Source organism: Kribbella sp. NPDC059898 (assembly GCF_042730855.1).
Lineage (GTDB): Bacteria > Actinomycetota > Actinomycetes > Propionibacteriales > Kribbellaceae > Kribbella.
The window spans coordinates 244,646-258,219 of the sequence record NZ_JBHWKR010000006.1; the positions used below are offsets into that span (position 1 = coordinate 244,646).

Consider the following 13,574-nt stretch of genomic DNA (forward strand, 5'->3'; position numbering starts at 1 on the left):
CACTGAAATGGGCCGGATGGGCGGGGGATGAGCCGGGTGGCCGTGGCGGTGGGGGCGTGGGATAGAGCAGGCCGCTAGGTTGGGGACCGTGGTCAAGCGGCTGGTGACGAAGGCGCGGCTCCGGGCGATGGCGCCCTGGGCCGCGTTGAGCGTGCTGTTCGTGGCGACCTCGGTCGTGGTCGGGCTGTTCGCGTTTGTGAACGACTCCGAGCGGGTCACGATCGGTGCGCACGCGGCGGTCGTGTCGCCGACGTTCGACGGGCATGCGACCGTCGACCTCGGCGCGGTGCTGCCGCGGTTCCGGCTCGCCAGTAGCGACCCACTCGGGATCGGTGTCTACATCGACGTCCAGGAGACCGACGCCGCGAACCTCACCGACCTGATCAACAGGGACGCGCTGATCGCCGCCCAGCCCGAAGGTGAGATCGCGCGGATCCAGCAGACCGTCCAGGAAATGGCGGTCGACGACGCGCTCGCCGGAGCGGGAACCGGGTTCCTGGTCGTCGTACTCGTCGCCACGCTGTGGACGATGATCGGCGTACGGCGCCGCCGCGAGCTGTGGCACCTCGTACATCGGCACGAACGGCGGGTCGAGCACCGGGCGATCGTCGTACTCGTCGCGATGCTGATCACGATCGCCTCGATCTTCGGGCCGGGCCGGATGCGCCGGGTGGAGGCGCCCGCGACCCAGTGGATCTCGCTGGCGCAACTGCTGCCGCAGCTCGACCTGGATGACCAGCTCAAGGGGGTCGAGGTGGCGGCCGGGTTCTCCACCACCGGCGGGGTCGGGGTGATCAAGACCGCCGTCGAGACGTACCAGCGGTCGACCCAGTTCTACGGCCAGCTGAAGGACAAGGTCAACGGGGTCAAGCGGCAGATCCACCAGCCGGGCAAGGACGAGAAGGTCGCGATCCAGGTCAACGACCGGCACGACAACATCGGGATGGACCCGGTCGCTGCCGAGATCGCCAAGGCGGCCGGGGCGAAACTGCTGATCGACGCCGGCGACGACACCTCGTCAGGGCAGGAATGGGAGATGTTCAGCGTCAACTCGCTGCGTCAGCACTTCAAGGACTTCAAGGTGGTCGCGGTGGCCGGCAACCACGACGCCGGCGGGCACGTCGAGGCGGCGTACCGCAAGAGCGGCTTCACCGTGCTGGACAGCAAGCCGGTCGAGGTCGACGGGATCCGGTTCCTCGGCGACAGCGACCCGACCAAGACCGGGCTCGGCAGCGCGGACCAGCCGGGCGACGAGACCGTCGACCACCAGTCCAAGCGGCTCGCCGACATCGCCTGCGACCAGCCATCCGACAAACGGATCGCCACATTCGTCGTCCATGATCCGTCGTCGTTCGCGGACACCGCTTCCCGGGGCTGCGCGACGCTGCTGCTCTCGGGGCACCTGCATCACCAGGTCGGGCCGGAGACCAAAGTCGTCGACGGGCGGCCGGTCACGACGTACACGAACGGGACGACCGGGGGAGCGGCGTACGCCTTCGCCCTCGGCTACACGCTGCGGCGGCCGGGTGAGGTCACCCTGATCACGTACCTGAAGGGCGAGCCGGTCGGCCTCCAGACGGTCACCGCCGAGCTGACCGGCGACATCACCGTCGGGGCCTACACCCCCTTGTCCTCTTGACGATTCAGCGATCCGCCGAGGAGTTCCCCGGTTGTTAACTGTCCAGTAAGGGGGGCGGACCAGCGGGGGCAGTGGTTTGCAGGAGTAGGGTTTTGTGACGTGCGTCGCGCAAAGATCGTTTGTACGCTCGGCCCGGCTACGGCCGCCCCGGAGCGCATCACGGAACTCGTCCAAGCCGGTATGGACGTCGCAAGGCTGAACCTGAGCCACGGCGCCCATGCCGAGCACGAACGGATCTATCAACGGATCCGCACCGCCGCCGCGGAGACCGGGAGCAACGTCGGCATCCTCGTCGACCTCCAGGGCCCGAAGATCCGGCTGGCCGAGTTCGCCGAGGGCAAGGCGACCCTGACCTACGGTGAGCGCTTCACGATCACCACCCGGGAGGTGCCGGGCGACCAGACCATCTGCGGAACGACGTACGACGGCCTGCCGGGCGACGTGAACCCCGGTGACCAGCTGCTGATCGACGACGGCCGGATCGGGCTCGTCGCCGAGGAGGTCACCGAGACCGACGTGATCTGCCGGGTCACCGTCGGCGGACCGGTCTCGAACCACAAGGGCATCAACCTGCCGGGCGTGTCGGTGAGCGTGCCGGCGCTGTCCGAGAAGGACGCCGAGGACCTGCGCTGGGCGCTGCACCTGCCGGCCGACATGATCGCGCTGTCGTTCGTGCGCGACGCCGCCGACATCCAGCTCGTGCACAAGATCATGGACGAGGAGGGGCTGCGGCTCCCGGTCGTCGCCAAGATCGAGAAGCCGCAGGCGGTCGCGAACCTGGACGAGATCATCGAGGCCTTCGACGGGTTCATGGTCGCGCGCGGTGACCTCGGCGTGGAGCTCCCGCTCGAGGAGGTCCCGCTGGTCCAGAAGCTGATCATCGACCAGGCCCGGCTGAACGCGAAGCCGGTGATCGTCGCCACCCAGATGCTGGAGTCGATGATCTCCGCGCCGCGGCCGACCCGGGCGGAGGCCTCCGACGTCGCGAACGCCGTACTCGACGGCGCCGACGCGGTGATGCTGTCCGGCGAGACCAGCGTCGGCCGGTTCCCGATCGAGACCGTCAGGACGATGGCCCGGATCGTGGAGTCCACCGAGGAGCACGGCCTCAGCCGGGTCCAGGAGATCGAGTGGGAGCCGAAGACCAAGGGCGGCGTGATCGCCCGCGCGGCCGCGGACGTGGCCGAGCGGCTGGACGCGAAGTACCTGATCGCCTTCACCCAGTCCGGTGACACGGCACTGCGCCTGGCCCGCTACCGCACCGAGGTCCCGCTGCTCGCGTTCACCCCGGTCCCGTCCGTCAGCTCCTGGCTGAGCGTCGTCTGGGGCATCACCACCCACATCGTCCCCACCGTCGAACACACCGACGAAATGGTCCGCCAGGTAGACCAGCGCCTCCTCGAACTCGGCATCCTCCAAAAGGGCGACCTGGTGGTAATCGTCGCCGGCTCCCCACCCAGCATCCCCGGCTCCACCAACGCCCTCCGAGTCCACCGCATGGGCGACGCCATCGAAGGCATCGCCCCCGCCTACCGCAGCCCCAACCCGTAAGAACAGCTGACAGCAGAAGTACTACTCGAGGCGAACGGTCACCCGACCGTTCGCCTCGAACACGTCCACGGCGGACGAGCAACACCAAGCAGGTCGGGCGACAGGTGAATTTCGACAGGACGTGTCCGTCCGCGGCCCGCTCCGTCCACCCTCAGGGACCGTCTGTGGCAGGTGCCGCGGGTGTCTACGTCCTGTCGGTCTTTACACCGACCAGTCGCGGTTGTGCGCACCTCAACCACATGTGGGGTGGCCGGCGACTGTTCGCGTGGTCCAGTTCGCGACGCGGGAGCCTTCGGAGTTGAAGAGGCCGCGGAGCAACAGTTCGGGGTACTCGGCAACGATCTCGTGTTGATGCGCGTACTGCGCGGCGTCGAGCGGCGCGTCGGCACAGCGGGGACACGCGCTCGCATAGGTAGCGCGGTCAGTGCGATCGCGCCAGTCCCGAAGCGCCGCCCGGCTGATCCCGAGCCGCTTGCTGATCGAGTTCAGGCTATCGCCGGAGAAGATTGCATCGAGTGCGACCGCCCGCGTCTGCTCGTCCTACACCAACCGAGCTTCGCAGGCTGTACCGACAGATTTCGGTGCCCTGGGTGGGACTCGAACCCACACTGTACGGGTTTTGAATCCGCGTTCTCTGCCAATTGGAATACCAGGGCATGTGGCCAGACAGATGTTAGCGCATCGGTGCTACCAACCGAAAACTGTCCGTGCCGTGCCCGACGATGAGGCATGGGGCACATCAGGTCGCAGGAGACGGTGGACTCTGCACTGCGGATGTCGGACGACGGCGTGCCGGATCGTGCCAACGCTGAGATCCACGGTGTGGCGATCAAGACGATCAGGCGGTGGCGGCGGCTGTATCAGCGGCGCGGGTTGCCGCGGGGGACCGGGTTTCAGGGGACGCCGTGTCCGCGGTGCGATGGGGCCGAGTTGGATGAGGCGGCGTACGCGTTGTTGCTGGGGTGGTATCTCGGCGACGGGCACATCGCGAAGGCGCGGCGGGGCGTGTTCACGCTGCAGATAGCCAACGACGAGAAGTACCCGGATCTCAATCGCGAGATCTTCGAGACCATGAAGCTGGTCAAGCCGACCGCGAGTCCGTGTCCGCGTCGCGGCGTCGGCTACGTGCGGACGGAGGCTCGATGGAAGCACTGGCCGTGCCTGTTTCCGCAGCATGGGCCGGGGCTGAAACATCGGCGGAAGATCGAGTTAGCGGACTGGCAGCGGGAGATTGTTGCCAAGTACCCCGAACAGCTGTTGCGCGGGCTCTTCCACTCCGACGGGTGCCGGTTCATGAACTGGGCGAGTAAGCCGGACGGGAAGCAGTACTACTACGTGCGCTACATGTTCTCCAACGAGTCTGAGGACATCCGCAACATACTGACGGATGCGCTGGATCAGCTGGGTATCAAGTGGCGGCGGCCGCGGCCGAACGTGGTTGCGGTCAGTCGGAAGGAAGGTGTGGCGGTGTTGGACGGGTTTGTCGGGCCTAAGTCGTGACGTGGGGTCGATAAGGTGTCGGGTGTGACTGCTAAGCGTGTGGTGATCGCTGAGGACGAGGCTCTGATTCGGATGGATCTGGCTGAGATGCTCGCGGAAGAGGGGTATGACGTCGTCGGGCAGGCGGGGGACGGGGAGGAGGCGATCCGGCTGGCGATCGAGCAGCGGCCGGATCTGGTGATTCTCGATGTGAAGATGCCGAAGCTGGACGGGTTGAGTGCGGCGGAGAAGATCGCGGGGGAGCGGATCGCGCCGGTGCTGATGCTGACCGCGTTCTCGCAGCGGGAGCTGGTCGAGCGGGCCCGGGACGCGGGCGCGATGGCGTACCTGGTGAAGCCGTTCTCGAAGGCCGACCTGTTGCCCGCGATCGAGATCGCCGCCTCCCGGTACGTCGAGCTCGCCGAGCTGGAGCGGGAGGTCGCGGACCTGGCCGAGCGGCTGGAGACGCGGAAGCTGGTGGACCGGGCGAAGTCGATCCTGCAGACCAAGTTCGGGCTGTCCGAGCCGGACTCGTTCCGGTGGATCCAGAAGACCGCGATGGACAAGCGGGTCTCGATGCGGCAGGTCGCCGAACTGGTGGTGAACGAGGCCGGCGACTCCTGAGCGCTACCTGTGTACGGCGTGAGCACGACCTGGCCGTGATCCGCCTGCAATACCGGCGTGTCGTGACCGTGAGGTGAACCCGGCGGCGCAATCGTGACGAACCGTGGCGGTCCGGCCGATTGACCGGCACCGAATCTCACCGAGGTAGTTCGCGTGCTGACCCTATGTCACTGCCACACCTGCGGGGTCAGCATCCAGATGCTAAGACGATGCTTACCGGGGTAACGACCTCACAACACAGGCAGTGCGCTGTTCGCTTGGGACCATCGCCGGGTCTAACCTGCGGATGCTCGCGGCAAATGCGCGAGAGTCCCGGTCTCGCTGGGACTATCCAGACATTGGAGGAACAGTGCACCAGCGTTCCGTAGTACGGGTCGGCGCGACGCTGATCGTTGCGTCGTTGGCCCTGACTGCCTGCGGTTCACGCAGTGGCAACAACTCTGGCGGGGGCTCCGGAGGCTCGACCAAGACCGCGAAGATCGGCGTCATCGCGCCGCTGTCCGGAGACTTGTCGGCCCTGGGTCTGGGTATCCAGCACTCTGTCGAACTCGCTGTGAAGCAGGCCAACGACTCCAACGCCATCCCGGGCTGGAAGCTCGAGGTCGTGCCGAAGGACGACGAGGCCAAGCCGGACCCCGGCAAGAACGCGGCCACCGCGCTCTCCAGCGACAAGGACGTCATCGGCGTCGTCGGCACGCTGAACACCAGCGTCAGCCAGCAGGTCCAGCCGGTCCTCGCCGCGGCGAAGATCGTCCAGGTCTCGCCGGCCAACACCGGCCCGGGCCTGACCCAGGGCGCCAACTGGCAGACCGACCCGAAGCGGCCGTACCCGACGTACTTCCGGACCTGCACCACGGACGCGGTCCAGGGCCCGTTCGCGGCGCGGTACCTGTACGAGACCGCGAAGATCACCAAGGTCGCCACGATCCACGACAAGAAGGCGTACGGCCAGGGCCTGGTCGGCACCTTCACCGAGGAGTTCAAGAAGCTGGGCGGCACGATCACCGCGGCCCAGACGATCAACCCGGACGACTCGAACTACCAGGCGGCGCTGACGGCGATCAAGCCGTCGAACCCGCAGGCCATCTACTACGGTGGTGAGTACCCGCAGGCCGGCCCGCTGTCGCAGCAGGCGAAGGCCGCCGGCCTGAACGTCCCGCTGATGGGCGGCGACGGTATCTACGACCCGAAGTACATCACCCTGGCCGGTAAGACCGCCGACAACGACCTGGCCACCTCGGTCGGTGCGCCGGTGGACTCGCTGGACTCGGCGAAGAAGTTCGTCTCGGACTACAACGCGGCCGGCTTCAAGGAGCCGTACGCGGCGTACGGCGGCTACTCCTACGACGCGGCGAACGCGATCATCGACGCCCTGAAGGTGTCGCTGAAGGACGCCAAGGACGTGGAGTCCGCGCGTCAGGCGACGGTCGATGCCATGAGCAAGGTCTCCTTCGACGGCGTGACCGGGAAGGTGGCCTTCGACCAGTACGGCGACACCACCTCCAAGGTGCTCACCGTCTACAAGGTTGCCGCCGGCAAGTGGGCGACGGTCGAGACCAAGGCGTTCGAGAACAAGTAGGCAGGGTCGACCTCATGTCTCGGGGGTGGGAGTGATCCTCCCACCCCCCTGGCATGTCACAACCGAGGCAGATGGGAGGTCGACGTGGACCAGTTCTTCCAGCAGCTCGTCAACGGGTTGACCTTGGGCTCGCTGTACGCCCTGATCGCGGTCGGGTACACCGTCGTGTACGGCATCGTGCAGCTCATCAACTTCGCCCACGGCGAGGTGTTCATGATCGGCGCGTTCGGTGCGCTGACGACGTACCTGTTGTTCTTCAACGGTCAGACCAGCGTGTGGATCCTGCCGGTGATGATCGTCGGCGCGATGATCGCGTCGGTCAGTACCGCGGTGCTGATGGAACGTATCGCGTACCGTCCCCTGCGGAACGCGCCACGTCTCGCACCGCTGATCACGGCGATCGGCATCTCCGTGTTCCTGCAGGAGTTCATCCGGCTGTTCTACGAACGTCCGGGCTGGACCGTGGTGGTGTTCGCCGGGCTCGCGATCGCGGCCGGCTACGCGGTCAGCCGCCGGCAGTCCGGCGCGAACCTCGACAACCCGGTCACCAAGTGGTTCGACCGGGCCCCGCTGCTCGGCGGCGCGGCCGGTGCGGTGGCGCTGTGGATCGTGGTGCTGCTGATCAGCACCGACGTCTCCGCGGTGTACGTCGTGATCGCGATCGTCGGCGGCGCGGTCGTCGGCACCCTGGTCGGCATGGCCGTCGGCCAGGCCGTGAAGGAGCAGGCCCGGGTCAGCATCGACGTCCGCTCGGTGGCGGTCGCCGCCGCGGTGGCAGCGGTCGCCGCGGAGCTCGGCTGGGTGCTGTTCAAGGAGCTCATCAACAAGGTCGCGTGGCCGAGCGCGAAGGCGCGGATCCCGTTCCCGCAGCTCGACGGCGTGACCGGCAAGGCGCTGCAGGTCGGCGGTGTGACGATCCAGCGGTCCGCGATCTTCACGGTCGCCGCGCTGGTGGTCTGCGCCGTGGTGCTGTGGTTCTTCATCAACCGGACCCGGCTCGGCCGCGGTATGCAGGCCGTGTCGCAGGACCCGGACACCGCGCGGCTGATGGGTATCAACGTCGACCGGATCATCGTGGTCGCGTTCGCCCTCGGTGCGGTGCTCGCCGCGATCGCGGGGGTCTCGCAGGGTCTGCAGAACAACAACATCGACTTCCGGATGGGCTTCCTGGCCGGCCTGAAGGCGTTCACCGCCGCGGTCCTGGGCGGTATCGGCAACGTGTACGGCGCGGTCGTCGGCGGTCTGGTGCTCGGTGTGGTCGAGGCGATGGCCACGCAGTACATCCCGGGCCAGTTCGGTGGTAGCACCTGGAAGGACGTCTGGGCGTTCGTGATCCTGATTCTGGTTCTGGTCTTCAGGCCGCAGGGCCTGCTCGGCGCGAGGGTGGTGGACCGGGCATGACCGACGTCAAGACCCCTGTGGGTGAGGCCGCCGAGGCGCCGGCGGCGAGGCCGGGCAAGCCGTTCGCGTGGCCGCTCGGCCTCGCCGGCGCGGCGCTGCTCATCGTGGGCTCGTTCCTGTCCTGGAGCTACAACAGCGAGATCCTGAACGACCTGTCGATCAACTTCTATCCGGGCGGCCTGCAGATCCTCGCGATCCTCGGCGCGGTGCTGTCGCTCGTCCTGCTGCTGGCCGAGAAGGGCCCGTTGGTCAAGCTCGGTTCCTGGCTGGACGCGACGCTCGGGCTGCAGGTGCTCGGTACCGGACTGGCGCTCTACATGGTGCTGATCGTGATCGCGATCACCACCCAGGCCGGCGGCCTGATCAACGTGAACCCGGGCGGGTACGTGTCGCTCGTGGGCGCCGTACTGCTCGCGGTGTCGGCGTGGATGCTGCCGTTGCGGCAACTGCGGGACCTGAGCGCGGCCCGGCTGCCGGGCTGGTTCGAGATCCTGGCGATCGCCGTACTGATGGGCTCGATCCTGTACGCCGCGGCGTACGCGCTCGGTCTGCAGGACGCGTGGTCGTTCATCCTCTGCCTGCTGTTCATCGGCGTGGTCGCGACGACGCTGTTCCGGACCGGTGCGCTGTCGTGGATCGGTCACGTCGCGCAGCGCCGCAAGCGGGTGCTGACGCTGGCCGCGTTCGTGGTCGCGTTCCTGTTCCCGTTCACCCAGAACGGGTCGGACGCGAACATGTCGATCGCGAACCAGGTGCTGATCTTCAGTGCCACCGCGATGGGCCTGAACATCGTGGTCGGCCTGGCCGGCCTGCTGGACCTCGGGTACATCGCGTTCCTCGGTGCCGGTTCGTACACGGCCGCGGTGCTGTCGCAGTCGGCGTTCGCGACGGTGCACTGGAAGCCGCCGTTCCTGGTCGTGGTGCTGCTCGGCGCCTGTGTCTCGATGGTGCTGGGCCTGATCATCGGTACGCCGACGCTGCGGGTCTCCGGCGACTACCTGGCGATCGTCACGCTCGGCTTCGGCGAGATCTTCCGGTTCACGATGGGCAACCTGGACGGCAACAACGGCCCGAACCTGACCAACGGGCCGAACGGCGTACCGGGCATCCCGGACCTGAAACTCGGCGGCTTCAACTTCGGTGACAGTCACACCCTGGGCCCGATCGACCTGGGCAGGTTCTCGAACTACTACTTCCTGCTGCTGGTGCTGATCGGGTTCGTGATTCTGGTCTTCGCCCGGCTGAACAACAGCCGGATCGGCCGCGGCTGGGTTGCGATCCGGGAGGACGAGAAGGCCGCCGAGGCGATGGGCGTGAACGTCTTCGGGCTGAAGCTGCTCGCGTTCGCGGTCGGCGCCTTCCTGGCCGGTCTGGCCGGCACCATCAAGGCCCACCAGGACGCCGCGGTGAGCCCGGACCAGTACCAGTTCATCGAGTCGGCGTTCCTCCTGGCCGCGATCGTGCTCGGCGGTATGGGCACCATCGCCGGCGTGTTGCTGGGTGCGACGATCCTGAAGCTGCTGCCGGAGAAGCTGCGGTTCTTCCAGGAGTACCGGCTGCTGATGTTCGGTCTGCTGCTGGTGCTGATGATGCGATTCCGGCCCGAGGGGCTGGTCGCGAGCAGACGAAGGCAGCTGGAGTTCCACGAGGAGGACGAGGAACTGGCCGACGTGGTCGAAGAGGAACAACTCGTCACCGGGGAGGCGAAATGACCACCGTGCAGGACGTGGACCGGCCGGCGGCGACCGGCGAAACGGTGCTCGAGGCAACCGGTGTGACGATGCGGTTCGGCGGTCTGCTGGCCGTGAACGACGTCAGCCTGACTGTCCGGCAGGGCGAGATCGTCGGTCTGATCGGCCCGAACGGTGCCGGCAAGACGACGTTCTTCAACTGCCTGACCGGCCTCTACAAGCCGACCAGCGGCCAGGTACGGTTCGCCGCCTCGCCGGCGCAGAAGCGGGCGCCGATGTTCTTCCTGCCGCAGCGGATGCGCGGCGGAGGCATGAAGGACACACCGCTGCTGCAGGCGAACCCGGGCCTGACTCCGCCGATGCCGGGCGTGCTGGCGCCGTTGCCGCCCAAGCCGCGGGCCGTGGTCCGGGCCGGGATGGCGCGGACGTTCCAGAACATCCGGCTGTTCGCGAACATGACCGCGCTGGAGAACGTGATGGTCGGCCGGTACTGCCGGACCAGCGCGGGCGCGTTCACGTCGGTGATCCACGGGCCGAAGTTCCGGCACGAGGAGGCGGCCACCCGGCTGCGGGCCCAGGAGTTGCTGGACTTCGTCGGTCTGGGCAAGTCTGCCGAGCACCTGGCCCGGAACATGCCGTACGGCGACCAGCGCCGGCTCGAGATCGCCCGGGCGCTGGCCACCGACCCGAAGCTCATCCTGCTGGACGAGCCGACGGCCGGTATGAACCCGCAGGAGACCCGGCAGGCCAGTGACCTGATCTTCAAGATCCGGGACGCCGGCCTCGCGGTGGTGGTGATCGAGCACGACATGCGATTCATCTTCAACCTCTGCGACCGGGTGCTCTGCCTGGTCCAGGGCCAGGCCCTGATCGAGGGCTCGCCCGCCGAGGTGCAGTCCGACCCGCGGGTGATCGAGGCCTACATCGGCACCGGCGAGGACGACGAGGACGACGGTGACATCAGGCCGCAGGACGGCGTACCCGGAGGTGAGGTCTGATGACGGCCATGCTCGAGGTCAAGGACCTGGAAGTTGCCTACGGCAAGATCGTCGCGGTGAAGAAGATCAGCTTCAGCGTGGAGCAGGGGCAGGTGGTGTCGCTGATCGGCACCAACGGCGCCGGCAAGACCACCACGCTGAAGACGATCTCGGGTCTGCTCCGGCCGACGTCCGGCGAGGTCTGGTTCCAGGGCGAGCGGATCGACCACGTGGCGGCGCACGATATCGTCGCCCGGGGGCTGGCGCACTCGCCCGAGGGGCGGCGGATCTTCCCGCGGCTCTCGGTCGAGGAGAACCTGATGCTGGGCGCGTTCTCCCGCAAGGATCCGACGGGGGTGCGCACCGATCTGCAGGCGGCGTACGACCTGTTCCCGATCCTGGGGGAGCGGCGCAAGCAGCCGGCCGGTACGTTCTCGGGCGGTGAGCAGCAGATGCTGGCGATGGGCCGGGCGATGATGAGCCGGCCGAAGCTGCTGATGCTGGACGAGCCGTCGATGGGCCTGTCGCCGCTGATGATGAAGCGGATCATGTCCACCGTGACCGAGCTGCAGAAGCAGGGTACGACGATCCTGCTGGTCGAGCAGAACGCGCAGGCGGCGCTGAAGCGCGCCGACTTCGGGTACGTGCTCGAGGTCGGGAAGATCGTGCTGTCCGGCACCGGTCGCGACCTGCTGGTGAACGACTCGGTCCGGAAGGCCTATCTGGGCGAGGACTGACGCCTTCGCTGCTGGTTCAGTTGCGGATCACGACGAGCAACTGGACCAGCAGCGGGGCGACGATCAGTGCGGGCAGCAGGTCGGCGACCGCTACCTGCTTGAGTTTCAGCAACCTGAGCGCCACTCCGATGAGCATCACGCCGCCGGTGGCGCCGAGTGCGGTGACATGGGCATCAGGCAGTACGTCGCCCAGTACTGCTCCTACTGCGGTCATCGAACCCTGCACCACGAGTACGACGACGGCCGAGGCTGCTACGCCCCAGCCGAACGAGGCGGCGAAGGCGATGCTGGTGAAGCCGTCGAGGACCGCCTTCAGGAACAGCTGGTCCGCGCCGCGGCCGAGGCCGTCGGAGAGCGCGCCAAGGAACGTCAGCGGGCCGACGCAGAACACCATCGACGCGGACACGAACCCCTCGACGAACTTGCCCTCGCCCTCGCCGCGGTCGAACCGGTGCTGCATCCAGGCGCCGAAGCCCTCCAGCCGCTGCTCGATCCGCAGCAGCGAGCCGATGATGCCGCCGATCAGCATCGCGCCGAGCACGATCAGCACCGGGGCGCTGCTGCCGACCGCGTCGCTGAGTGCCTTGTCACCGACGGTGAGTGCCGAGGAGATCGCGATCAGCAGCGTGACCAGGCCGATCGCGTCCGTGACGAGGTCCCTGGTCCGGTGACTGAGCCGGTGGCCGACGAGCACGCCGAGTACCGAACCGACGAGCACCGTCGCGACGTTCACGGCGGTCCCGATTCCGATGAACAAACTGGTCTCCAACTCGACTTTGCAGGTGACCCCCGAGGGCCTACTGTTGCGCGAGGACGAGCGTATCGGCCCGTCTGTTCACCTCGGGGGTGGACCGGACCGGGAGGTCGCTGTGGTGGCAGCCGTCGAGGTGAGGGACGCGCAGCCGGGGGACGCGGACGCCCTGGTCACGCTGTGGCGCGAGCTCAGCACCGCCGCCGGGCTGCCGTCCCGGTTGCCGGCGCCGCCGTCCGTCGCCGCCGCGGAGGTTGCTGTCGGCAAACATCTCGACGACCCGGACGGCCGGCTGCTGGTGGTCGAGCTGGACGGCGCGGTGCACGGGATGGCGTACCTGCGCCGGACCGCGATCAGCCCGCTGCACGACGACAACACGGTCACCGTCGAGTACCTGCACGTCACCGACGCGGCCCGCCGGCACGGCCTCGGCAAGGCGCTGATCGCGGAGGCGGTCGCGTGGGCGGAGTACGAGAGCTGCGCGCACCTCGCCGTGGTCGCGCCCGCGATCGCCCGCGAGGCGAACCGGTTCCTGGCCCGCCTCGGTCTCGGCCAGGCCGGCGTACTGCGGTTCGCGAACACGCTGACCGTCCGCCGCCGGCTCGCCGCCGAGCACGCCCCGAACCTGCTCGCCCTGCTCTCCTCGCGGCGGTCGGCCTTCGCCCGCCGCGCGGTCAGCTCCCGGGTGGAGCCTGAATCAGCTGGCAAGTGATCCGCGCCGTACACACCCGCTTGTCCCGGTCGTCGGTGATGACCACCTCGTACGACGTCGTCGTACGGCCGAGGTAGACGGGCGTCGCCACGCCGGTGACCACACCGTCACGGACCGCGCGGTGGTGGGTGGCGTTGATGTCGACGCCGACCGCGACCTTCCCGTACGTCGCCGCGTGCAGCGCGGAGCCGATCGAGCCGAGGCTCTCGGCGAGGACGCAGGACGCGCCGCCGTGCAGCAGGCCGTACGGCTGCGTGTTGCCCTTGACCGGCATGGTGGCGACCACCCGGTCCGCCGTCGCCTCGCTGACAACGATTCCCATCGTCTGCAGGAGCGTGCCCTCGAGGCTCATGCCTGGTCCGAGGTTCGATTCATCTGTCACGGAAGCAGTGTGTCAGAACTGTCCGTGGGACCCATTAGAGTCGGTACGTGG

The 13,574-nt window shown here is 67.7% G+C and carries 12 protein-coding genes, 1 tRNA gene and 2 pseudogenes; 12 read left to right on the forward strand and 3 right to left on the reverse strand.

Annotation, left to right across the window (positions count from 1 at the left end; translation table 11 throughout):
- Positions 1–88: 88 nt before the first annotated feature.
- Together ACFV9C_RS21050 and pyk are read left to right on the forward strand one after the other, a co-directional pair.
- Positions 89–1,639, forward strand: coding sequence for a metallophosphoesterase (locus ACFV9C_RS21050; RefSeq protein WP_380195893.1), 1,551 nt, complete (start codon positions 89–91; stop codon positions 1,637–1,639).
- A gap of 99 nt (positions 1,640–1,738) precedes the next feature.
- A complete protein-coding gene (gene pyk, locus ACFV9C_RS21055; protein ID WP_380195894.1) occupies positions 1,739–3,190 on the forward strand; it encodes a pyruvate kinase in 1,452 nt (483 codons plus the stop codon).
- Positions 3,191–3,772: 582 nt separating this feature from the next.
- Here the strand turns inward: pyk and ACFV9C_RS21060 are convergent.
- Positions 3,773–3,846, reverse strand: a tRNA-Leu gene (locus ACFV9C_RS21060).
- Between the two features lie 118 nt (positions 3,847–3,964).
- Between ACFV9C_RS21060 and ACFV9C_RS21065 the strand changes: the two genes are divergently transcribed.
- From ACFV9C_RS21065 to ACFV9C_RS21105, 9 genes and pseudogenes are all read left to right on the forward strand, one after another.
- The gene (locus ACFV9C_RS21065; RefSeq protein WP_380195895.1) at positions 3,965–4,690 is read left to right on the forward strand and encodes a transcriptional regulator; all 726 of its coding nucleotides are present in this window, start codon (positions 3,965–3,967) and stop codon (positions 4,688–4,690) included.
- Between the two features lie 15 nt (positions 4,691–4,705).
- On the forward strand, positions 4,706–5,293 hold the full coding sequence (locus ACFV9C_RS21070) for a response regulator (protein ID WP_344197031.1): 588 nt from the start codon (positions 4,706–4,708) through the stop codon (positions 5,291–5,293).
- Positions 5,294–5,642: 349 nt separating this feature from the next.
- On the forward strand, positions 5,643–6,872 hold the full coding sequence (locus ACFV9C_RS21075) for a branched-chain amino acid ABC transporter substrate-binding protein (RefSeq protein ID WP_380195896.1): 1,230 nt from the start codon (positions 5,643–5,645) through the stop codon (positions 6,870–6,872).
- 84 nt (positions 6,873–6,956) lie between these two features.
- Positions 6,957–7,100, forward strand: a pseudogene (locus tag ACFV9C_RS21080) (branched-chain amino acid ABC transporter permease); the annotation flags it as partial.
- A gap of 111 nt (positions 7,101–7,211) precedes the next feature.
- Positions 7,212–7,310 (forward strand): annotated as a pseudogene (locus ACFV9C_RS21085) (branched-chain amino acid ABC transporter permease); the annotation flags it as partial.
- Between the two features lie 30 nt (positions 7,311–7,340).
- Entirely contained in the window at positions 7,341–8,273 is a 933-nt protein-coding gene (locus tag ACFV9C_RS21090) for a branched-chain amino acid ABC transporter permease (protein WP_380196249.1), read from the forward strand.
- Positions 8,270–9,985, forward strand: coding sequence for a branched-chain amino acid ABC transporter permease (locus ACFV9C_RS21095; protein ID WP_380195897.1), 1,716 nt, complete (start codon positions 8,270–8,272; stop codon positions 9,983–9,985). Before ACFV9C_RS21090 ends, ACFV9C_RS21095 begins: the two co-directional genes overlap by 4 nt.
- Positions 9,982–10,962, forward strand: coding sequence for an ABC transporter ATP-binding protein (locus ACFV9C_RS21100; protein ID WP_380195898.1), 981 nt, complete (start codon positions 9,982–9,984; stop codon positions 10,960–10,962). Before ACFV9C_RS21095 ends, ACFV9C_RS21100 begins: the two co-directional genes overlap by 4 nt.
- Positions 10,962–11,678 carry an ABC transporter ATP-binding protein gene (locus tag ACFV9C_RS21105; protein ID WP_380195899.1) on the forward strand — a complete coding sequence of 239 codons (717 nt, stop codon included), beginning with the start codon at positions 10,962–10,964 and terminating at the stop codon, positions 11,676–11,678. Before ACFV9C_RS21100 ends, ACFV9C_RS21105 begins: the two co-directional genes overlap by 1 nt.
- Before the next feature lie 16 nt (positions 11,679–11,694).
- Here the strand turns inward: ACFV9C_RS21105 and ACFV9C_RS21110 are convergent, their stop codons facing one another.
- A complete protein-coding gene (locus ACFV9C_RS21110; protein ID WP_380195900.1) occupies positions 11,695–12,435 on the reverse strand; it encodes a DUF554 domain-containing protein in 741 nt (246 codons plus the stop codon).
- A gap of 115 nt (positions 12,436–12,550) precedes the next feature.
- Between ACFV9C_RS21110 and ACFV9C_RS21115 the strand changes: the two genes are divergently transcribed.
- A complete protein-coding gene (locus ACFV9C_RS21115; protein ID WP_380195901.1) occupies positions 12,551–13,141 on the forward strand; it encodes a GNAT family N-acetyltransferase in 591 nt (196 codons plus the stop codon).
- Here the strand turns inward: ACFV9C_RS21115 and ACFV9C_RS21120 are convergent.
- Positions 13,104–13,523 (reverse strand): hotdog fold thioesterase, encoded by a 420-nt coding sequence (locus tag ACFV9C_RS21120; RefSeq protein ID WP_380195903.1) that lies wholly within the window; start codon positions 13,521–13,523, stop codon positions 13,104–13,106. The two genes, ACFV9C_RS21115 and ACFV9C_RS21120, sit on opposite strands and share 38 nt — an antisense overlap.
- Positions 13,524–13,574 lie beyond the last annotated feature (51 nt).

Coding starts and splice junctions, on each gene's coding strand:
- ACFV9C_RS21065 (WP_380195895.1), top strand. CDS start 3,965: ATGTCGGACGACGGCGTGCCGGATCGTGCCAACGCTGAGATCCACGGT.
- ACFV9C_RS21095 (WP_380195897.1), top strand. CDS start 8,270: ATGACCGACGTCAAGACCCCTGTGGGTGAGGCCGCCGAGGCGCCGGCG.
- ACFV9C_RS21100 (WP_380195898.1), top strand. CDS start 9,982: ATGACCACCGTGCAGGACGTGGACCGGCCGGCGGCGACCGGCGAAACG.
- ACFV9C_RS21105 (WP_380195899.1), top strand. CDS start 10,962: ATGACGGCCATGCTCGAGGTCAAGGACCTGGAAGTTGCCTACGGCAAG.